22 protein-coding genes are annotated in these 19499 nt (G+C 68.5%); 11 read left to right on the top strand and 11 right to left on the bottom strand.

All coding sequences use genetic code 11. The annotated features are described in order from the left end of the window. Positions 1-229: 229 nt before the first annotated feature. The 4 genes from ACPXCG_RS06485 to ACPXCG_RS06470 all read left to right on the top strand — a co-directional run bounded on the left by ACPXCG_RS06485 (position 230) and on the right by ACPXCG_RS06470 (position 3067). Positions 230-604 carry a DUF3263 domain-containing protein gene (locus ACPXCG_RS06485; protein ID WP_425790197.1) on the top strand — a complete coding sequence of 125 codons (375 nt, stop codon included), beginning with the start codon at positions 230-232 and terminating at the stop codon, positions 602-604. Between the two features lie 69 nt (positions 605-673). Further along, on the top strand, positions 674-1168 hold the full coding sequence (locus ACPXCG_RS06480) for a LytR C-terminal domain-containing protein (protein ID WP_425790195.1): 495 nt from the start codon (positions 674-676) through the stop codon (positions 1166-1168). Between the two features lie 71 nt (positions 1169-1239). Next, entirely contained in the window at positions 1240-1917 is a 678-nt protein-coding gene (sodC, locus tag ACPXCG_RS06475) for a superoxide dismutase[Cu-Zn] (RefSeq protein WP_425790193.1), read from the top strand. 28 nt (positions 1918-1945) lie between these two features. Next, positions 1946-3067 (top strand): glutamate--cysteine ligase, encoded by a 1122-nt coding sequence (locus tag ACPXCG_RS06470; RefSeq protein WP_425790513.1) that lies wholly within the window; start codon positions 1946-1948, stop codon positions 3065-3067. A 188-nt stretch (positions 3068-3255) separates the two neighbouring features. Here ACPXCG_RS06470 and mnhG read toward each other — a convergent pair whose 3' ends face one another. From mnhG to ACPXCG_RS06440, 6 genes are read right to left on the bottom strand one after another with little or no spacing between them, the layout of a single operon-like run. Next, entirely contained in the window at positions 3256-3588 is a 333-nt protein-coding gene (gene mnhG, locus ACPXCG_RS06465; protein ID WP_425790191.1) for a monovalent cation/H(+) antiporter subunit G, read from the bottom strand. Further along, entirely contained in the window at positions 3585-3848 is a 264-nt protein-coding gene (locus ACPXCG_RS06460) for a monovalent cation/H+ antiporter complex subunit F (protein WP_425790189.1), read from the bottom strand. The genes mnhG and ACPXCG_RS06460 overlap by 4 nt, the downstream gene beginning before the upstream one ends. Then, positions 3845-4567, bottom strand: a complete 723-nt coding sequence (locus tag ACPXCG_RS06455) for a Na+/H+ antiporter subunit E (protein WP_425790187.1) — start codon at positions 4565-4567, stop codon at positions 3845-3847. The genes ACPXCG_RS06460 and ACPXCG_RS06455 overlap by 4 nt, the downstream gene beginning before the upstream one ends. Then, positions 4564-6174 (bottom strand): Na+/H+ antiporter subunit D, encoded by a 1611-nt coding sequence (locus tag ACPXCG_RS06450; RefSeq protein WP_425790185.1) that lies wholly within the window; start codon positions 6172-6174, stop codon positions 4564-4566. The genes ACPXCG_RS06455 and ACPXCG_RS06450 overlap by 4 nt, the downstream gene beginning before the upstream one ends. Further along, positions 6171-6773: a Na(+)/H(+) antiporter subunit C gene (locus ACPXCG_RS06445; RefSeq protein ID WP_425790183.1), complete on the bottom strand. Its 603-nt coding sequence runs from the start codon at positions 6771-6773 to the stop codon at positions 6171-6173. Before ACPXCG_RS06445 ends, ACPXCG_RS06450 begins: the two co-directional genes overlap by 4 nt. Beyond that, the gene (locus tag ACPXCG_RS06440; RefSeq protein WP_425790181.1) at positions 6770-9682 is read right to left on the bottom strand and encodes a Na+/H+ antiporter subunit A; all 2913 of its coding nucleotides are present in this window, start codon (positions 9680-9682) and stop codon (positions 6770-6772) included. The genes ACPXCG_RS06445 and ACPXCG_RS06440 overlap by 4 nt, the downstream gene beginning before the upstream one ends. 77 nt (positions 9683-9759) lie before the next feature. Between ACPXCG_RS06440 and ACPXCG_RS06435 the strand changes: the two genes are divergently transcribed. From ACPXCG_RS06435 to ACPXCG_RS06410, 6 genes are all read left to right on the top strand, one after another. After that, entirely contained in the window at positions 9760-10179 is a 420-nt protein-coding gene (locus ACPXCG_RS06435; RefSeq protein WP_425790179.1) for a hypothetical protein, read from the top strand. Positions 10180-10303: 124 nt separating this feature from the next. Continuing rightward, a complete protein-coding gene (locus ACPXCG_RS06430; RefSeq protein WP_425790177.1) occupies positions 10304-10873 on the top strand; it encodes a hypothetical protein in 570 nt (189 codons plus the stop codon). Positions 10874-10918: 45 nt separating this feature from the next. Further along, entirely contained in the window at positions 10919-11077 is a 159-nt protein-coding gene (locus ACPXCG_RS06425) for a hypothetical protein (protein ID WP_425790175.1), read from the top strand. Beyond that, positions 11074-11457 (top strand): DMT family transporter, encoded by a 384-nt coding sequence (locus ACPXCG_RS06420; protein WP_425790173.1) that lies wholly within the window; start codon positions 11074-11076, stop codon positions 11455-11457. Before ACPXCG_RS06425 ends, ACPXCG_RS06420 begins: the two co-directional genes overlap by 4 nt. Then, entirely contained in the window at positions 11457-11777 is a 321-nt protein-coding gene (locus ACPXCG_RS06415) for a DMT family transporter (RefSeq protein WP_425790171.1), read from the top strand. Before ACPXCG_RS06420 ends, ACPXCG_RS06415 begins: the two co-directional genes overlap by 1 nt. A 67-nt stretch (positions 11778-11844) precedes the next feature. Next, a complete protein-coding gene (locus ACPXCG_RS06410) occupies positions 11845-12384 on the top strand; it encodes a DUF1990 family protein (protein WP_425790170.1) in 540 nt (179 codons plus the stop codon). A 5-nt stretch (positions 12385-12389) separates the two neighbouring features. Here ACPXCG_RS06410 and ACPXCG_RS06405 read toward each other — a convergent pair whose 3' ends face one another. The 4 genes from ACPXCG_RS06405 to glp form a co-directional block, all read right to left on the bottom strand. Continuing rightward, positions 12390-14813 carry an AAA family ATPase gene (locus tag ACPXCG_RS06405; RefSeq protein WP_425790169.1) on the bottom strand — a complete coding sequence of 808 codons (2424 nt, stop codon included), beginning with the start codon at positions 14811-14813 and terminating at the stop codon, positions 12390-12392. Continuing rightward, positions 14813-15934: a CDP-alcohol phosphatidyltransferase family protein gene (locus tag ACPXCG_RS06400; RefSeq protein ID WP_425790168.1), complete on the bottom strand. Its 1122-nt coding sequence runs from the start codon at positions 15932-15934 to the stop codon at positions 14813-14815. Before ACPXCG_RS06400 ends, ACPXCG_RS06405 begins: the two co-directional genes overlap by 1 nt. Positions 15935-15937: 3 nt before the next feature. Next, on the bottom strand, positions 15938-16657 hold the full coding sequence (locus ACPXCG_RS06395) for a phosphatidylserine decarboxylase (RefSeq protein WP_425790166.1): 720 nt from the start codon (positions 16655-16657) through the stop codon (positions 15938-15940). A gap of 151 nt (positions 16658-16808) precedes the next feature. After that, positions 16809-18023 carry a gephyrin-like molybdotransferase Glp gene (gene glp / locus ACPXCG_RS06390; protein ID WP_425790164.1) on the bottom strand — a complete coding sequence of 405 codons (1215 nt, stop codon included), beginning with the start codon at positions 18021-18023 and terminating at the stop codon, positions 16809-16811. 67 nt (positions 18024-18090) lie between these two features. Here glp and ACPXCG_RS06385 point away from each other — a divergent pair, with 67 nt between their 5' ends. Next, positions 18091-18891: an HAD-IIA family hydrolase gene (locus tag ACPXCG_RS06385; protein ID WP_425790162.1), complete on the top strand. Its 801-nt coding sequence runs from the start codon at positions 18091-18093 to the stop codon at positions 18889-18891. Between the two features lie 69 nt (positions 18892-18960). On the opposite strand, the gene ACPXCG_RS06380 is transcribed toward ACPXCG_RS06385, so the two are convergent. Then, a complete protein-coding gene (locus tag ACPXCG_RS06380) occupies positions 18961-19434 on the bottom strand; it encodes an SRPBCC family protein (RefSeq protein WP_425790160.1) in 474 nt (157 codons plus the stop codon). Positions 19435-19499 lie beyond the last annotated feature (65 nt).

The raw sequence follows: 19499 nt of genomic DNA, 5'->3' as shown, positions 1-19499 counted from the left end.
CCATGGCGGCGGGAGTGGAAGTGAGCGTGCCACATCCGGTGAACGAAGGGTCATGGCGAGTCACACCACGAACCGGCCCGCCGATCGTGGTTAGATGATCACCGAACCACATTGCTGTGATTTGTTCGGCGACCTGAATATCCGGTTCGGTGGAGTTTTGTTCGGGCTGGTGGGTCGGGGGACCATATCCAGCGATGTGATGTGCACGAGGCGATCTTGAGGGAGCGAGATGGACGGCGCAGCTGCGCGAAGCCAGAAGCAGGGCGATCAACCCACACCCACAGACCCCACCCACACAGACGCTGCCACCGAACCGACCAATCCCGCCGACCCGCACGAGGTCGGTCCGGATGGGCTGTCCCGTCGTGAGCACGACATCCTCGCGTTCGAACGGCAGTGGTGGAAGTACGCGGGAGCCAAGGAAGAAGCCATCAAAGAGCTCTTCGGGTTGTCGGCCACCCGCTATTACCAGGTGCTCAACGCCCTCGTCGATCGGCCGGAGTCACTGGCCGCCGATCCGATGCTGGTCAAGCGTCTGCGACGGTTGCGGGCGTCGCGTCAGAAGGCTCGCGCGGCCCGTCGTCTCGGCTTCGAGATCACCTGATCGCACCGGCCTCACGACAGCGGCGACCGCACCCGGCACACCATCGGATGTGAAGTAAGGTTCTCGGTGATGAATCCTGATCGTGAACCGAGCCGGCTGCCGCTCCGCGCCGGTGCCATGCTGTTGCTGGCATTGGCCATCGTCTGCATTGGACTGGGTTGGCATTCCGCTGCGACCAGTGGCGACAATCCCGAGCAGGATCTGCAGAACGCCCAGCGCCAGGTGACGTCGGCGGCGGCACCGAGCGCTGCGTCCGCCTCCGCGTCGTCGTCGGCGAGCGCGTCGGCCGACACGCCGGAGCTGTGCGTCTTCAACGCGGGAGCGGTCTCCGGCCTGGCCGGCGAGGTCGCCGACAATCTGAAGGCCAAGGGTTTCCAGACCGCGTCGCCCGGCAACATCACCACATCGTCGATCACGGAGAACACGATCTTCTACGACGACGGCCAGAAGTCGGCCGCCGACGAGGTGGCCGCCGCACTCGGCGGCGACGCGAGCGTGGAGTCCCGCCCGTCGTCGTTCACGCAGTGTGCGGACGGTATCCCGGTCATCGTGGTCACCCGATGACGACGCCGGCTCGACCTGTACCCCGATGACAGTCCGCCAGACCAGGGTCCGTTCAGATCACAAGGAGTGACATGACCGTCAGATCGCAAACCGGCAATTCGACCCGTCGCACGTTGGCCGTGCTGGCCGCAGCCGGCATCGTCGGCGCGGCGTTGGCCGCATGTACTCCCGACGAGTCGGCGACCGACACACCCGGCACCACCCCGTCGGTGGTGACCGGAAACCAGGCGCCTCCCGGTGAGGTCGACGACGCCGACGGCGCGGGCGAGTCGCCCAAGGAGGACGCAACCGCGAACCTGATCGACGACAGCGGCAAATCGATCGGCGAGGCGACGTTCGCGCCGAGCGGGTCGTCGGTCAAGGTCACGGTGCGGCTGAACGCCGAGAGCGGGATCCCGGCCGGCTTCCACGGCATGCACATCCACCAGAACGGCGTCTGCCAGACCGGCGGCGGCGAGGCGTTCTCGAGCGCCGGCAGCCACCTGCAGGTCGACGGGCACACCGGTCATCCGTCCAGCGGAGACCTGGTGTCCATCAACGTCCTGAAGGACGGCACCGGCGAGACGGTCACCACCACCGACGCGGTGAATCTGGGGCAGATCGTCGGCAAGGCGATCGTCATCCACGAGAAGGCGGACAACTTCGCCAACATCCCCACCCGGTATGCACCGGCGCCGGACGAGCAGACGATGAAGACCGGCGATGCGGGTAGTCGGCTGGCGTGTGGGGTCATCGAGGCTCACGAGTGACCCGATGCGGTTCTGATCCGCGGCCATGATCACCCCGATCGAGTTCGACGGCTCGCCGACCCCGTCCCTGGGGGTCGAATGGGAATTCGCCCTGACCGACAAGGCGTCCGGCGATCTGTCGAACTCGGCCGCGGACCTGTTCGCGCTGGTGTCCGAGCGGGTGCCGGACCGTCGCGGCAAGGTACACAAGGAACTGCTGCGCAACACCGTGGAGATCGTCACCGGTGTCTGCCGTGACACGCCCGAGGCGATTGCGGATCTGTCCGCCACGCTCGACGGCATCCGCGGCCTCACCGAGGAACTCGGTGTCGATCTATACGGTGCAGGCACCCACCCGTTCGCCGAGTGGTCGACGCAGCTGCTCACCGAGGGGCACCGATACGCGGAGCTGATCGAGCGCACCCAGTGGTGGGGGCGTCAGATGCTGATCTGGGGAGTGCACGTGCACGTCGGGATCAGTCACCGCGACAAGGTGTTACCGATCCTGGGCGCCCTGCTGAACTACTATCCGCACCTGCTGGCACTGTCGGCGTCGTCGCCGATGTGGGCGGGTCAGGACACCGGTTACGCCAGCAACCGCGCGATGATGTTCCAGCAGCTGCCGACGGCGGGTCTGCCGTTCCAGTTCGGCACGTGGACCGAGTTCGAGGGCTTCGTCACCGACCAGATGACCACCGGCATCATCGATCACCTCAACGAGATCCGGTGGGACATCAGGCCTTCGCCGCACCTGGGCACCATCGAGGTCCGGGTCTGCGACGGGATGACCAACCTCGGCGAGCTGTCGGCGCTGGTCGCGCTGATCCACTGTCTCGTCGTCGATCTCGATCGGCGACTCGAGGCAGGCGAGAACCTGCCACAGATGGCGCCCTGGCTGGTGCAGGAGAACAAGTGGCGCGCAGCGAGATACGGGCTGGACGCCATCGTCATCCTGGACTCGGACTGCACCGAGCGTCTGGTGACCGACGATCTCGCCGACGTACTCGCCCGGCTCGCGCCGGTGGCTCACGACCTCAACTGCGTCGACGAACTCTCTCGCGTCGCCGACATCGCCGCTCGCGGTACCAGTTACCAGCGCCAGCGCGAGGTCTATCGGCGCACCGGTGACCTGCGCGCCGTGGTGAACTCAGTGGTCGGCGAGCTGGAGTGACAGTGCCATGCGCCGACCGTGCGCACATCGTCGCCGATCGTGCGCGGAACCTCGCCGAGCGGGTACAGAACCTCGCCGAGCGTGCGCAGTTTTTCGCCGACTGTGCGCACGCGTCTTTGTGAGCGCACGATCGGCGGGAAAGTGCGCACGATCGGCGAGGAGGTGCGCACGGTGGTCGGCGGGTGGGACTAGTCCCGGGTGCCGGACTCCATGTCCTCGCGTGCGATCAGACCGTCGCGTGCCCGTTGCTCCTGATAGACCAGCCGGCCGATGCGGTGCGCGATCACCGGCGCGGTGATGAGGGCGAACAGGCAGGCCAGGACCAGCATGCCGACGTCCACGTTGCGGCCGAGGCGGATCATCGCGCCGATCAGGACCAGCAGCAGGCCGAAGGTCTGCGGCTTCGTCGACGCGTGCATCCGGCTCAGCGTGTCCGGGAAGCGCAGCATGCCGATGGAGGTGGTCAGCGCCATCGCCGACCCGAGGATCAACAACACCGACGAGATGATGTCACCGATCATGTCTCGTCATCCCTCACTCGGAAACGGGCGATGGCCACCGACCCGACGAAACTCACCAGCGACAGCGCGACGATGGCGGGCACCACGGTCGAATCGCGGCTGTACGCGGCCCACGCACCGAGTCCGCACATGCAGAGTGCGATGACGGTGTCCAGGGCGACCAGCCGGTCGAGCGTGGTGGGACCGCGCAGGATTCGAATGGTCGTCAGTACCGCGGCGATCATCAGCATCGCACTCACGATCACCCAGACGTAGGTCATCGCTCACCCCCGTTCGCGCGTGCGACGCGGTGGTAGTCCTCGTCGATCCCGTGGTACGGACTCGGATGCCACTCGCTGTCGCGCTCGAATGCTCGGATGAACGCCCGCTCGACGAACTCGACCTGCTTGCGGAACGCCGCGAGGCGCTTCTCGTTGCGGACGTCGAAGACGTGGATGTAGAGCATGCGCCTGCGGTGGTCGATCTCGAGCACCATGGTGCCGGGCACCAGGTTGAGATAGTCGACGGCCAGGGTGAGGACCAGATCGGACTTGATCGCCAGACGGACCCGCACAACCGCGCCGAGTGGTGGTTTCCCCGGCCGGATCGCCGCCCACGCCACCTGGGCGCTCGAGATGAAGAAGTCGACGATCAGCCGTCCGATCAGGACGAGCAACCCGATCGGGTGGATGCGCCCCTCGACCGGCACCCGCGGCAGCGGCAACAGGGTGACGATGGCGGTCGCCAGCACCAGGCCGCCGATGATGTTGGCCCACGAGATGGTGCCCCACAGCAACACCCAGACGAAGGTGAGCCAGGCCAGGCTCCAGAGCCGGACAGCGACCTCGCGGCCATCGCTGCCGAGCCAGCGCGGGATGCGGACCCGATCACGCACCCAGACGTAGCCGCTCACCAGGTTCCAGAAGATGAACAGCAGCGACACACGCCAGGCGGTGATGATGCGCGCACGTAACGGACGCGCCGCGGCGCGGTTCTTCATCGGCCGTCACCTCCGAGTACTGCCTGCATGTAGATGCCACGGTCGGCGATGTCGGCCGCCGCGCGGTCGGTGAAACCGATGATCGGACCGGCCCACAGGGTCAGCACGAGTCCGGCGGCGACCATCACCGCGGTCGGGATGACCATGCCGATCGGCATCCGGCCGACGTCGGCCCGGTCGTCGAAGGCGATGTCGGTGCTCTCGTCGATCAGGGCCGACGGGCCCTGATCGGCCAGGTCGCCCTCCGGTGCGTCCGCGCGGGCGCGCCAGAAACCCTTGGTCCACACACGGGCCATGACGTAGAGCGTGAGCAGGCTCGTCACCACCGAGCCTGCGACCAGGACCCACGCCAGCACAGAGCCGTCCTGGGCGCCGGCCTCGAGGAGCGCGACCTTGCCGATGAACCCGGAGAACGGCGGGATGCCACCGAGATTCAGGGCCGGAATCAGGAACAGCGCGGCGAGTACCGGGGTCGCGATGAGCCCGCCCAGCCGGCGCAGCGACGACGACCCGGCCTGACGTTCGATGAGGCCCACCACCAGGAACAGTGTGGTCTGCACCAGGATGTGGTGGGCGACGTAGTAGATGGCTGCCGACAACCCGAACCGCGACGACAACGCGATGCCGAACACCATGTAACCGATGTGACTCACGAGGGTGAACGACAGCAGTCGTTTGATGTCGGACTGTGCGATCGCGCCGAAGATGCCGATCAGCATGGTCAACAGCCCCGCGATCAGGAGCACGTTGTCCATCGACCCGCCCGGGAACAGCAGGGTGTGGGCCCGGATGATCGCGTACACGCCGACCTTGGTGAGCAACCCGGCGAACACCGCGGTGACCGGCGCGGGTGCCGTCGGGTACGAGTCGGGCAGCCAGGTGGACAGCGGGAACACCGCGGCCTTGATGCCGAAGGCCACGAGCAACACCGCATACAGCGCGTTGCGCGTGCCGTCGGGGACGTGATCGAGTCGGGCGGCCATCTCGGCGAGGTTGAGGGTCCCGGTGGTCGCGTAGGCGAAGGCGATGCCGGACAGGAAGATCAGCGACGAGACCATCGAGACCATCACGTACGAGGCGCCCGCGCGGACCCGTTCGGGACTCGCGCCCAGCGTGAGCAGCACGAAGCTCGCGGCCAGCAGCACCTCGAACGACACGTACAGGTTGAACAGGTCGCCGGAGAGGAACGCGTTGCACACACCGGCGGTCAGGATGAGATAGGTCGGTAGGAAGATCGACACCGGCTGCTGCGACGTCCCGTCGCGAAGACCCTGGCCGACCGCGTACACGACGACGCACAGCAGCACGATCGTCGAGACCACCAGCATCAGCGCGGCGAGCTGATCGACGACGAGGGTGATGCCCAGCGGACCGTTCGGGAAGCCCTTGTCGCCCCAGCCGCCGATCGTGACGGCGAACGTGCCGCGCGCGTTGGTCAGGTAGAGCAACATGCACGACGCGATGAACGCCACGGAGATCGCGCCGACCGCGATCGCCCGCTGGAAACGCGGGCTGCGGCCACCCAGCAGGGTGAGGGCTGCCGCCACGATGGGTACCAGAGTGGGCAGGGTGATGAGCACCGGGACCCACGACGGCTGCGGGATCATCGGTGGGCTCCATCGGTCGGGTCGGCGGGACTGCTCGCGGATTCGCTCTCGTCGACGTTCTCGTCGACCACGTCGGCGTCCTCGGGCATGAGGTCGGTCTCGATCATCTCCGCGTGCCGTGCCGCGAACTCCTCCGGCGTGAGCGGATTGCCCTCGTCGTCGTACAGATCGCCCGCCGCGGTGTCGGCCAGGGTGACCGGGTCGTCGGTGCGGTCACGGTCGGGGGCGGTGTTCAGCGAGCCGCTGAGGATCTTCACGTCCTCGGTGTCGTCCTCGAGGTCGTCGTCGTCGCGGTTGATCACGAAGAGGCGGTAGACCAGCGACAGCACGAAGGCGGCGACGCCCATGGTGATGACGATGGCGGTCAGGATCATCGCCTGCGCCAGCGGATCGGCATCGGCGGCGCGGCTCTCCGACGACCGGCCCAGGATCGGCGGGTTCCCCATGCCGCCGGACACCACGAGAATCAGCAGATTGATCGCATTGCCGCACAACAGGAGTCCCAACAGCATGCGGATCAGGCTGCGTTCCATCAACAGGTAGGCGCCGCAGGCCGCCAGCACGCCGATGACGATCAGCAGTCCGAGGTTGATGCTCACTGGGGCACCTCCCCCGCGGTCGCGCGCACGGGTGCGTGGGTGTTGTCGACGGCGGTGGACTCGACGTCGAGGCGGGCACCGAGGCTGCGCAGGACGTCGAGGACCAGACCGACCACAATGAGGTAGATGCCGAGGTCGAAGAAGATCGCGGTCACGAGCTTCACGTGGCCCAGTACCGGTAGCGTCATCTCGAAGACCGCCGACGACAGGGCGGGGGCACCGAGCAGCAGCGAGGCCACCGCGGTGCCCGCGGAGATCGCCAGACCGGCACCGAGGATGCGACCCGGCTCGATGGGCAGCGCCTCGCCGAGTTCGTATCGTCCGCCGGCGAGATACCGCAGCACCAGCGCCAGGCCCATGGTGAGGCCCCCGGCGAAGCCGCCGCCGGGGGCGTTGTGACCCGCGTAGAAGAAGTAGACCGACAGCACCACCATGGTCGGGAAGATCAGTCGGGTGGTCGCCTCGAGCACCATCGACCGGTGCCGCGGGTCGCGGAAGTCGCTGCCCAGCAGCCATCGGGTCCGGTCCGGCGGGATCGGGTCGTCCACATCCTCGCCGTTGATCCCGGCCTGCAGGCGAGCCGCATCGGCGACGCGAGGAGCCGCACCGAACCGCCGGTTGCGGAACACCATCGACGCCACGCCGGTCGCCGCGACGATCAGGACGCAGATCTCGCCGAGGGTGTCCCAGGCCCGGACGTCGACCAGCAGCACGTTGACCGCGTTGGCGCCGTGGCCGAACTCGTAGGCAGCTGCCGGGATGTCGACGTGCAGCGGCTGCTCGGAGCGTGCCGCCGCCGCGAACAGTCCGATGATCACCAATGACGCGCCGAACGCGACGCCGATGAGGGCACGCAGCGGTTTGAATCCGGTGGCGTGACGGGGTTCGGGCTCGGCAGGGAGCTTGCGCAGTACCAGCACGAAGATCACCAGGGTGAGCGTCTCCACCAGGAACTGGGTGAGCGCGAGGTCGGGTGCGCCATAGAGGGCGAAGAGCATGCCGGCGCCGTAGCCGGTGAGACCGACGACGAGGGTGGCGGCGAGGCGATTGCGCAGCACGACCGCGGCCACCGCGGCGACCGCGATGATGGCGCCGATCACGAACTGCACCGCGGTGTCGAACCCGGCGATCTCCAGGCGTGTCCGGGAACCCCAGGCGAGCGCCGCGACGGGCACCACGATCGCCGTCGACAGGATCACGCCCTGGGTGATGGGCAGCGAGCCGCGCTGCGTGTTGCGGGTCAGCAGGAGCGAGAGGGTGTCGGCGGCCCGGAGGGTCGCGTCGTACATGCGGTCGGCGTTGAGGATCGGGCGGTACCGGAACAGCTGTTCGCGCAGCCGCCGGGTCAACAGGAACAGCAGCGCGCCGCCGATGATCACGATGATCGAGAACACGACCGGCAGACCGAAGCCGTGCCACATCGCGAGGTGCTCGAGCTCGTGGCCGTAGCTCGGGAGGGTTTCCGCGTACGGCTCGAACAGGTCACCGACCAGCGGGCTGAAGATGCCCGCCACCACGCCGCCGATCGCCAGCACGATCGGCGCAGCGAGGAACATCGGCGTCGGCGGATGCATCTTGGCGACCGCCGGGCTCGGTGTGGAGCGGACCTTACGGCCGAACGCACCCCAGAGGAACCGGCACGTGTAGGCGAAGGTGATGACCGAACCGACCAGCAGGACGATGTCGATCGTCTCGGACTGCCAAGGGACATAGGCGCCGGTGTCCCATACCGACCCGAAGGCCGTCTCCTTGCCGACGAAGCCGATGGTGAGCGGCAACCCGGCCATGCTGGCCCCGGCCACCGCCGCGGTCAGCGCGAGCACCGGGAGCCGGTGGCCGAGGCGGGCCAGCTTGCGGATGTCGCGGGTACCGGTCGAGTGGTCGATGATGCCCACGACCATGAAGAGCGCGGCCTTGAACAATGCGTGCGCGACGAGCATGGTGATGCCGGCCACGGCGACGTTCGCATCACCGATGCCGACCAGCACCGCCATGAAGCCGAGCTGGGAGACCGTTCCGAATGCGAGCACGAGTTTGAGGTCGAGTTCGCGAAGGGACCGCCAACCGCCGAGGACCATCGTCACCATGCCGAGCACGACGACGGCGATGTGCCAGCTCGGCGTCGTCGAGAAGGCCGGGGCGAGGCGCGCGATCAGATAGATGCCGGCCTTGACCATGGCCGCCGCGTGCAGATAGGCGCTCACCGGGGTCGGGGCGGCCATCGCGCCCGGGAGCCAGAAGTGGAACGGCACGATCGCGGATTTGCTCAGCGCGCCGATGAGCAACAGGACGACCGCACAGTCGACGTAGGTGCCACTGGCGGGCGGATCGGCCAGGATGTCCGACAGCAGGTAACTGCCGGCGCGTTCGCCCAGCATGATGATGCCGACGAGCATGGCCAGGCCGCCTGCGGTGGTGACCAGCAGCGCCTGGGTCGCGGCGCGGCGCGCGGTGGCGCGGATGCCGTAGAAGCCGACCAGCATGAACGACAACACCGTGGTCAGTTCCCAGAACACGTAGAGAACGAGCATGTTGTCGCTGATGACCAGCCCGAACATGGCCGCGGCGAAGGCGATCATCTCGCCGCCGAACACGGCGACGCGTGGCCGGGCGTCGTCGAAGTAGTGGGCGCAATAACACAGCACGAGCGCGCCGACACCGAGGATGAGGACCGACAGGATCGCGCTCAGGGTGTCGAACCTGGTGACGATGTCCATGTGCAGGACGGGCACCCATTTCACCGTCTCGACAATGGGCGGTTGCCCCTCCTGCGGCCAGTTCACGATGACCCAGACGAGCGCCCCGGCCGGAGCGAGCGCGAGGACGTAGAAACCGCGGGTTCCCAGCCACTTGATCACCGGCGGCGCGAGCAGCGCGCAGAGCGCGAGCGCAGCCAACACGGAGATCAAGTGGGCACACCGTCTTTCGCAGATTCGGGCGGGGTGTCACGGGCAACGCCCGCCCGCTCTACCTTACCGTTGCTGGCATGATGCGCTTCGACAGGCTGTCAATGCTGCTCGCACTTGTTGTCGCGGCCGCCGTGCTGCTGACCGGCTGCGGGGCCGACGGGGGCGATGCACCCGACGGCGCGGCATTGCCGAAAGACTTCCCCACCGAGCAGGTCCCGTTGGTGGAGGGCACCGTGCTGACCGCCGACGGAACTCGTGCGGACGGATGGTCGGCGACCGTGCAGGGCGGTCGTGACTCGGGAAATGTGCTCGAGAACGCCGTGACGACGCTCACCGATGCCGGCTTCACCGAATCCCAGCGCAGCTCCGACGGCGGGCAGAAGGTGGTGATCCTGTCGGCCGAGAAGGCGGGCGCCACCTATTGGGTGCAGGTGGGCACAACTGCGGGGGCGGCCGGTGGTGGGGGGTCGGTGTTCTATCAGATCAGTGTCGACTGACAGGTTCGCTGTCCGATTGGTCCGATCGCACAGCCAACTGGCAGGTGCGGGGCAGCCTGCGGCCAGCCGGCGACCGCAGGGTGGATGTCTCTTTTACTTTTCGTAGAAAGTGAGACCAACACCGATGTCCACACCACAGGGGGCGACGATCGCCTCTACCGAGCAGCCCGCCGAGCACGCCGTGGCACCGGGACCCGACGCCACGCCGACCGACGTGTTCGGGCCGGCCGGACAGCCGGCGGACCGTCCGGCCGCGACCACCGTGGTCACCGACAAGCTGCGCAACGCGGTCATCGCCGGCGGTATCGGGATCGCCGTCGTGTTCGCATTGATCGGGTTCGGTGCCGGCTACTTCGCCGGCAACTCGTCGTCGTCGAACCAGGGACCCGGCATGAACATGCAGGGCGGCAACATGCCAGGCGGTGGCATGCCAGGCGGTGGCATGCCGGGCGGCATGGGATCCGGCGGCCAGGGCGGTATGGGTCAGATGCCTGGCGGTTCGAGTGGTCAGGGTGGCATGGGTCAGATGCCCGGTGGTTCGACCGGCCAGGGTGGCCAGACCGGTCAGGGTGGCATGGGTCAGATGCCCGGTGGTTCGACCGGCCAGGGTGGCCAGACCGGCCAGGGCGGCATGGGTCAGATGCCCGGCCAGCCGGGCCAGACCGCCCCCACCCAGGGGTCGACCACGTCCTGACGCGCCCGAGGCCCGAGGCGATAGCACCGAGGTAGCGTGAGCCGCATGGCCTCGAACCTCGTGTGCGCCACCGTCAGCACCTGCGACCCCGAGGACCCGGCCGGTTTCTGGTACGAGGTCCTCGGGGTCGACGGCACCGCCGGCGCCGGCCATCGTGCACCGCCGCACCCGGCCCGGCCCGTCGACGACTCGGCCGGGTCATGAGGAACCAGACGGGCGCGGCCTGGCTGTTGCTCGTCGGAGCGATCCTGCTCGAAGTGACCGCGACGTTGTCGATGAAGGGTGCGCTCGAGCATCCGGCGCTGTACGCGGTGATGGTGATCGGCTATCTGGGTTCGTTCGTGTGCCTCACACTCGTGCTCCGGGCCCGGATGCCGCTCGGCGTCGCGTACGGAATCTGGGGAGCGTCAGGCGTCGCGCTCACCGCGGTGATGTCGAAGGTCCTCTTCGACGAACCGCTCACCGCTGTGATGAGCATCGGGATCGTGCTCGTCATCGGCGGGGTGCTGTGTGTCGAGATCGGCGCACAGACCGCACGGCCCAAGGGCGCTCCGGAGGCGCACGAGAAGCAGACGGTGCCCTGATGGCCTGGCTGTTCCTGATCGGTGCGATCGTCTCCGAGGTCGCGGGCACACTCGCGCTCCGGATGGCCTCGACCGGGCAGAAGATCTGGTTCGTCGCGGTCGGTGTCGGATACGTGGCGGCCTTCACGATGCTCGTCGTCAGTCTCGACCACGGCATGCCGGTCGGTGTCGCCTACGGGATCTGGGCGGCCGCCGGCGTGGCGCTCACCGCGACTCTCAGCAGGTTCCTGTTCGATGAACCGCTGACCTTTCTGATGGGATTCGGCATCGTCCTCATCGTCGGCGGCGTCCTTCTCATCGAGGTCGGGGCGACGCACTGACGGCGCCCGCACGGTGCGGAGCTCTCGTCGGTGGCCGTTGCGGTGTGGCCCGGGTTGAATGAGGTCGATGGTGCAGCGATGGCGACCCCTGGACACGGCGACCACACGCCGACTCCGAGACGTTCCGTTCACCTATCCCGAGGTCGCGGCCACTGCCGGCGAGTTGCCCGCCGGATACCACCACCTCTCCGATTCCGTTCAGATCGGTTCCGGCGCTGCGTCTTTCATGGCTGCCCGGGATGCCGTGCTGACCTGGCAGGTCCAGCTCCGATCCGGAGTGGCGATCTCGGCCTCGGAGCCGACAGTGATCGGCGGGGGCGTCGCGGTGCTCTCACTCGGCGTGGGACCCGCACGGATTCACGCGCCGGTCCGCGTCGTCGACGTCGTCGACGAGGGGCGGCGGGCAGGATTTGCGTACGGAACCCTGCCCGGTCATCCCGAATCCGGTGAGGAACTCTTCGTCGTGGAGATCCGGGACGACGGCAGCGTCACGTTCACCGTCACCGCGTTCTCGCGGCCGCACAGTCGACTGGCGCGGATGGGCGGCCCGCTGGGCAGACTGGCCCAGACGCTCATCACAAAGCGCTATCTCCGCGCGCTCGGGTGATCGCGCTACTCCACGCGTCGTTCGGCGTACGCGCGCAGGTTCTCCACCTGCGCCGCGTCGAGCGACGGACGGACCCGGGCCCGGGCCTCCGACACATCCTCCGGGCCGACGGTCGCGGCGTCGATGTCGCGCCGCATCGCAGACAGCGCGGCCTCCCGCAACAACGCCGAACAGTCGGCGGCCGAGTAGCCGTCGAGGTCCTCGGCCAACGCCTGCAGATCCACACCGTCGGCCAGCGGCACGTTGCGGCCCGCGGCGCGCAGTATTTCGGCGCGAGCGGCCGAATCCGGCGGCGGCACAAAGACCAGACGTTCGAGACGACCAGGGCGCAACAGGGCCGGATCGATCAGGTCCGGCCGGTTGGTCGCCCCGAGCACGACCACATCCTGCAGCGGCTCCACGCCGTCGAGCTCGGTCAACAGTGCGGCGACCACGCGGTCGCCGACCCCCGAATCGGAGGACTGACCGCGCCGCGGTGCCAGGGCGTCGATCTCGTCGAGGAAGATGAGCGAGGGCGCCGACTCACGTGCCCGGTCGAACAGGTCACGCACCGCCTTCTCCGACGACCCGACCCATTTGTCCATCAGCTCCGCACCCTTGACCGTGTGCACCGACAACCGACCCGATGCCGCCAGGGCCCGCACCACGAACGTCTTACCGCAGCCCGGTGGGCCGAACAGCAGGACACCACGCGGCGGTTCCACACCGAGCCGGGTGAAGGTGTCCGGATGCTGCAGCGGCCACAGCACGGCCTCGGTCAGTGCCTGCTTGGTCTCCACCATGTCGCCGACCTCGTCCAGGGTGAGCGACCCCAGCGCCACCTCTGGTGAATCCATCCGCGAGACCGGGCGGATCACCTCGAGCGCCCCGACCAAGTCGTCGGTGCACATCGCGATCCGTGGTCTGTCGTCGTCGGAGGTGGTGTGATTCGGCCCGCTCGCTGCGCTCCCGGCGCCGGTGTGATTCGGCCCGCTCGCTCCGCTCCCGGCGCCGGTGTGATTCGGCCCGCTCGCTGCGCTCCCGGCGCCGGTCACCCGAGCGGCGGCCCGCAGCGCGGCCTCCCGGGCCAGGGCGGCCAGATCGCCGGCGACGAAACCTGGTGTGCGCGAGGCGATCACATCGAGATCGAGATGTCCTTCGCTGGGCACGTCGGTGAGGATGACGCCCAGTAGCCGGGCGCGCGTGGCCATGTCGGGCAGACCGATGATCAGCTCCCGATCACACAACGCCGGATCGCGAAGCCGACTGTCGAGGCGCACGGCCTCGGCCGTCGTCGCGATCAATGCGATCGTGCCCCCGGGCATGCCTTGACCGTTCTCGCCGCGGTCGGCGATGGCGGCACGCAACTCGTCGAGGATCAGCGTGGAAACCGGTTCGGCAGGTGCGGGCTCCTGCGGCGCGGGCAACAGGGCATCGACGTCGGTGATCAGCAGGACACCGCCGCCGTCGCGAAGATCCGCGATCGCCGACCGCACCGCCTCGAGTCGGGCGCCGGCCTCCAGCGCACCGACAGTGGGTCCGTCGATCGTCGTCAGCCGGCGATCCGCACACACCGAGCGGGCCATCGTGGCCTTGCCGCCGCCGGCCGGACCGGTGACCAGGACACCCAGACGAGGCGCGGCCCCCAGCGTCCTCAGCACCTCCGGTTCGTCGAGGGTGATCGTCAACCATTCGGTGAGTTTGGCGACCTGGCCGTCGAGACCGACCAGGGTGGAGACCGGGCGGACGGCGGTGGTCGACGACGATCCGGGTGACGTGACACCGGGAGTGGTCGTGCTCCCAGTGGTCCGTCGTGCCGGTGACGACGGCTGTGACGCCGCGAATCCCAGCGCCGTCGACGGGGGCGGCGACGACGGTTCCCCGGCATCGTCCCCCGCCCACAGCACGGCGGTGTTGGTCTGCACACTGACCGGTCCGGCCGGATCGGTGGCGGTCACCGTCAACAGTTCGTTGGTCCAGGTGATGCCGACCGACACCGCGAGCGCCCGGGTGGCCGCACCGGCGGTGAACTCCGGACCGAGATCCCGCGGTAGCAACGAGACCGCGTCGCCGACCGAGACGACCTTGCCGAGGAGCGCGCGGCGCAGCGTCGTCTCGTCGACCGACCGCGTGGCGAGTGCCGAACCGGAGACCGTGACTCGAGTGGCGCCGTGCACGCGGACCGGTGCCACCACCACCGACGCGTTCTCCCGGACGCCGGCATTGGAGAACGTGATGTCGTCGAGCAGGGCGGTCCCCGTCGGTGTCCCGGACCCGGCGTCCGCGACGACCGCGGCGGTCACCCGGGCCCCGGTGATCGAGACCGCATCCCATTCACGCAGGCCCAACGCGGTGAGCACCTCGGAGTGCACACGCACGATCCCGCGGCGGGCATCGGCGGCCGACGGGTTCACCCGTGCGGTCAGGGTGAGCTGGACGCTGCCCGGCATCAGGGGTTCTCCTCGCTCGATGGGTCGGACACGGACTCGGGCGGCGCGACGTCGGGCACGGGAGAGCCGGGCGCGGGGGAGTCGGGCGCGGGGGAGTCGGGCGCGGGGGAGTCGGGCGCGGCGACCACACCGGTCGGGCGACGGAGCCCGAGCCTGGCCTGCGATTTGCCGCCGGTGGTCAGCCGTCGCCTACGCCCCGGCTGCGCGCGGGCGATGGCCCGACGCTGCGCGCGTCGTTCGGAGGGGTGATCCTCCCAGTGCTCGGGGCGCTCGGCGACCCAGCGCCGATTGCGCCATGCGAACGGGATGTGCAGCAGGTAGCCGACGATGGCGATGATCATCAGGACATATGGGAACGTCAGCAACAGCGCCGCACCGATGGCGACCACGATGAGCAGACCGGCCAGCGCACGCGGCGGCACCGACGCCGCCTTGAGAGATGCCGTCGGCACCCGGCTGACGGCCAGCAGCGCCACGAACACCAGCCATCCACCCACCACCGGCACCGAGGTCCACCACCCCGAACCGAATTGCTGCGACAACCCGATCGGCAGCAGCGCGATGATCGCGGCCGCCGGTGCCGGCACGCCGATGAAGAAGTCGCGGGTGAAGCCGGGCGCCTCGTCGTCGTCGAGCAGGGTGTTGAACCGTGCGAGACGAAGCACAATCGCGCAGCAGTAGATCAGGGTGAACGCCCAGCCGATGTCCTCGTCGGGCATCAGGTGGAGGTACACGATCAGTGCCGGTACGACCCCGAAATTGATGGCGTCGGCGAGCGAGTCGATCTCGGCGCCCATCCTGGTGGTCGCGCCCATCATCCGCGCGACCCGGCCGTCGAGGCCGTCGAGCAGGGCGGCGGCCACCACGAGGCCCATGGCCGCATTGATGTCGCCGGTGCCCGCCACCCGGATGGCCGTCAGTCCGGCACAGATCGCGAGGATCGTGAGCGCCGACGGGACGAACATGCGCCCGACGGCGGCCTGTTTGGCGAAGCGGGCACGCTCGGCCTGCATCCGGGCGGGCGGCGGCGTGGTCGCGGTGGTGCTGCGGGCGCGTCGCGTCGCGTGGGTGGTCGGGGTGCGATGCGACGTCGAGCGCTCGGATCTGCGGGCGTTCGGCATGGGTCAGTCCAGGGCCGCGAAGACGGTTTCGGCGCCCACCGCACGTTGTCCGACCCGCACCAGAGGTACCGACCCGGCGGGTAGATAGACGTCGACGCGCGACCCGAACCGGATCAGCCCGTACGTGTCCCCGACGGTGAGGCCCTCCCCGACGACGGGGTCGCAGACGATCCGTCGGGCGAGCAGCCCGGCGATCTGCACGACGGCGATGTCGCGGGTGGTCTGGGGTCCGACCGGGCAGCTCAGTGTCATCGTCGTGCGCTCGTTGATGCTGCTGGCCTCCGGGAGATCGGCCGACACGAACGATCCGGGCGTGTGCGTCACCGAGGTGACGGTGCCCGTGACCGGCACCCGCTGGACGTGCACGTCGAAGATGGACAGGAACGTGGAGACCCGGGGTAGCGGCTCGTCGCCCAGACCCGACTCGGGTGGCGGCACGGCCTCGTCCACCAGCGCGATGGTGCCGTCGGCCGGCGCCACGACCGCACCGGTGGCGGTCGGTGGCACCCGGGAGGGATGGCGGAAGAATGCGGCGCAGGCCGCGGCGGTGAGCGCGGCCGGCCGGGCGATCCACGGGTGGTGGCGCCCGACAATCGCGATCGCGGCGGGTCCCGCGACGAAAGGCAGTCCGGCACGGTGAACCGGGGGAATGGTCTCGCGTGCGAGGTCGATGAGATGACCTGCTCCGCTGCGCGTTCCGTCCGGACGCGGGCGCCTGGCCAAAATCAACCTCCTGTTGCGACAAAACGGGTGTGCGTTCGGCACGTGCGGGCCCGCTCGCCCCAGCTTAGAGCGTGCCCGGCGGAGCCTCCGGCCTCATCGCGCTTCGGCGACATCGGTCACAGAGCGGGTAGACCCCGGTGCAGGTGGCAGCTCAGAGAACGATGACGTCGACCGCGGACCCGGCGGCCACCGACTCGGTCTCGGCGGGGATGTCGATCAATGCGTCTGCCCTGGCCAGGTAGCGCAGGTGATGCGATGCCGGCGGGCCGATCGGGTCCACGACGGGCGTGCCGTCGTCGCCGTCGCCGAGCACTCCGCGCAGGAACTGCCGTTTCCCTCTGGGGGAGCGGATGTCGGTGGTGAGCTGCGCGATGACCCGCGGCCGCTCGGACGGCAGTCCCATCGCCGCGCGCAACGGTGGACGGATGAACACCTCGAACGACACGAGTGAACTCACCGGATTGCCCGGCAGCGTGATGATCGGGACCCGACGACCGCCGGGGGCAGCGTAATGACCACACCCCTGTGGCATTCCCGGCTGCATCGCGACCTTGGAGAACTCGACGCCGGTGCCGGTCAGGGCATCCTTCACCACCTCGAAGGCGCCCGCACTCACCCCACCCGATGTGATGATGACGTCCGCGTCGTCGCTGATCTCGTCGAGTCGTGCGCGGAAGGCGTCCACGTCGTCGGTGACGTAGTGCAGGTGCGTGGCGTCGGCGCCGGCCTCGAGTGCCGACGCGGTCAGCATCGGTCCGTTGGACTCGTAGATCTGTCCGTAGCGCAGCGGCTCGCCGGGAGTCACCAGCTCAGAGCCGGTCGACAGCACGACGACCCGCAATCGTGGCCGCACGGACACCTCGGTGACGCCGAGGGCGGCGAGCAGGCCGACCTGCGGAGGCCCGAGACGGGTGCCCGCGGGTATCGCCGCCTCACCGGCCTCGATGTCGGAGCCGGCCCGGCGGATGTGTCTCCCGGACGGCACCGATGCTCGGATCGCGACACGGTCGACCGCGCCGTCCGTCGCCTCCACCGGGACCACCGCATCGGCGCCCACAGGCATCGGTGCGCCGGTCATGATCCGGTGAGCGGTACCCGGGGCCAGTGTCAGCCGGTCGGTGCGTCCCGCCGGGATGTCCTGGTCCACCGGCAGGCTGACCGGGGATTCGTCTGTGGCCGAAGCGATCTCATCGGCGATCACCGCGTAGCCGTCCATCGCCGAATTGTCGAATCCGGGGAGTCCCATCGGTGCGACGACCTCGGCCGCCGTCACACAGCCGAGTGCATCGGCGACACGCGCAGTCGCGGCATCGGGGATACCGAACAGCGCCGCGACAATGGCCTGGTGATCCGACACCGATCGCATCCGCCCAGCATGCCATCCGGGCCCGGCGACCGTGCAGGGTGCCGCTGACGGGTCTAGATTTTTGGGCATGACTCTCGGGTTGCTGCTGGACATCGACGGGGTGATGGTCACCTCGTGGAAAGCGCTGCCGGGAGCTGTGGAGGCGGTCGCCGAACTTGTTGAGCAGGGCTATCCGCGAATGTTCCTGACCAACACCACCTCGCGCTCTCGTGGCGAGATCGCTCAGGCACTCAACGACTGCGGTTTCGACGTCGCCGCCGACGAGATCCTGACCGCGGCCAAACTGACCGCTGAGTATCTCACCGCGAATCACCCCGGCAAGCGGGCCTGGGTGCTCAACGAGGGCCCCATCGCCGAGGACATGACCGGGGTCGAGCTCATCGACCAACCGGACCGGGCGCAGGTGGTGGTCCTCGGCGGTGCGGGTCCGGTGTTCGACCACCGTGCCCTGTCACAGGTCCTCGAGCTGATGGTCGCCGGGGTGCCGGTGGTCGCGATGCACCGGTCCATGACCTGGTCCACAGCGGACGGGCTCAGCATCGACACCGGCGTCTATCTCGAAGGGCTGGAGAAGGCGGCCGGACGGAAGATCAAAGCGATCGGGAAGCCGTCACCGCTCGGTTTCCGTGCCGCGGTCGAACTGATGCAACTCGAGCCCACCCAGGTGGTGATGGTGGGCGACGACATGCACAACGATGTGCTCGGTGCCCAGGCCGCCGCCCTCATCGGGGTGCTCGTGCGAACGGGGAAGTTCCGCGAGGACGCGCTGCGGGCGCTGCAACGCGACGAGTTCGGCCCGGTCCCGGATCACATCGTGGACTCGATCGCGGATCTGCCGGCCCTGATGCAGAAGCTCTCCGACCGCTGAGCCGACGGCCCCTTCCGTCGGTCGAACAGCCGCGCGAGCGTAGCGAGCCGGCGTATCGAGACCCCCGCGTCAGGCAGCGCGCGTCGTCGACGACTCCGCGGTCCGCTTGATCTTCTCGAGCGTCTCGGCCATGCCCAGCTTGAGCTCCGCCTCGAAGTTGGTGGTCCCGCCCATCATCTTGTCGACCAGGAACGACGACACCTTGGTGGTGCCGTTGCCGACCTCACGCTTCTCGGTCAACCGCACGCCCGCACCGGACGGCTCGATGCTGTAGCTCCACACCGTGCGGTTCTCGGCCACGCGGAACGCCAGTTCCTTGGCAGGGGCGAAGCGGACGACCTTCGCGGTCGTCGGCCACACCAGCGGGCCACGCCGATTGATGTTGATCGACTTCGTGCCCAGGCCGATCGTTCCGCCCCGGATGATCATCTTCTTGCACTGCGGGCTCCACTCGCCCATGCGCTTGAGGTCGGAGATCACCGCCCAGACGTCCTCTGCGGAGGCGTTGATGTCGATGGATTCCTCGATCAGCGGCGCGGCCATGGTGTTCCCCTCGGTGTCGTCGATCAGTCAGCGATGACCATAAGAGCTTATTGAGCAACCGTCAA

Origin of the sequence: Gordonia sp. DT218, from assembly GCF_049847105.1 — a bacterium.
GTDB lineage: Bacteria > Actinomycetota > Actinomycetes > Mycobacteriales > Mycobacteriaceae > Gordonia.
This window is presented reverse-complemented; position numbering and strand designations above follow the sequence as displayed.

Bases quoted from the DNA above. Each gene is read 5' to 3' on its own strand.
- ACPXCG_RS06485 (WP_425790197.1), top strand. From the start codon at position 230: ATGGACGGCGCAGCTGCGCGAAGCCAGAAGCAGGGCGATCAACCCACA.
- ACPXCG_RS06480 (WP_425790195.1), top strand. From the start codon at position 674: ATGAATCCTGATCGTGAACCGAGCCGGCTGCCGCTCCGCGCCGGTGCC.
- sodC (WP_425790193.1), top strand. From the start codon at position 1,240: ATGACCGTCAGATCGCAAACCGGCAATTCGACCCGTCGCACGTTGGCC.
- mnhG (WP_425790191.1), bottom strand. From the start codon at position 3,588: ATGATCGGTGACATCATCTCGTCGGTGTTGTTGATCCTCGGGTCGGCG.
- ACPXCG_RS06460 (WP_425790189.1), bottom strand. From the start codon at position 3,848: ATGACCTACGTCTGGGTGATCGTGAGTGCGATGCTGATGATCGCCGCG.
- ACPXCG_RS06455 (WP_425790187.1), bottom strand. From the start codon at position 4,567: ATGAAGAACCGCGCCGCGGCGCGTCCGTTACGTGCGCGCATCATCACC.
- ACPXCG_RS06450 (WP_425790185.1), bottom strand. From the start codon at position 6,174: ATGATCCCGCAGCCGTCGTGGGTCCCGGTGCTCATCACCCTGCCCACT.
- ACPXCG_RS06435 (WP_425790179.1), top strand. From the start codon at position 9,760: ATGATGCGCTTCGACAGGCTGTCAATGCTGCTCGCACTTGTTGTCGCG.
- ACPXCG_RS06430 (WP_425790177.1), top strand. From the start codon at position 10,304: ATGTCCACACCACAGGGGGCGACGATCGCCTCTACCGAGCAGCCCGCC.
- ACPXCG_RS06425 (WP_425790175.1), top strand. From the start codon at position 10,919: ATGGCCTCGAACCTCGTGTGCGCCACCGTCAGCACCTGCGACCCCGAG.
- ACPXCG_RS06420 (WP_425790173.1), top strand. From the start codon at position 11,074: ATGAGGAACCAGACGGGCGCGGCCTGGCTGTTGCTCGTCGGAGCGATC.
- ACPXCG_RS06415 (WP_425790171.1), top strand. From the start codon at position 11,457: ATGGCCTGGCTGTTCCTGATCGGTGCGATCGTCTCCGAGGTCGCGGGC.
- ACPXCG_RS06410 (WP_425790170.1), top strand. From the start codon at position 11,845: ATGGTGCAGCGATGGCGACCCCTGGACACGGCGACCACACGCCGACTC.
- ACPXCG_RS06405 (WP_425790169.1), bottom strand. From the start codon at position 14,813: ATGCCGGGCAGCGTCCAGCTCACCCTGACCGCACGGGTGAACCCGTCG.
- ACPXCG_RS06400 (WP_425790168.1), bottom strand. From the start codon at position 15,934: ATGCCGAACGCCCGCAGATCCGAGCGCTCGACGTCGCATCGCACCCCG.
- glp (WP_425790164.1), bottom strand. From the start codon at position 18,023: ATGCGATCGGTGTCGGATCACCAGGCCATTGTCGCGGCGCTGTTCGGT.
- ACPXCG_RS06385 (WP_425790162.1), top strand. From the start codon at position 18,091: ATGACTCTCGGGTTGCTGCTGGACATCGACGGGGTGATGGTCACCTCG.
- ACPXCG_RS06380 (WP_425790160.1), bottom strand. From the start codon at position 19,434: ATGGCCGCGCCGCTGATCGAGGAATCCATCGACATCAACGCCTCCGCA.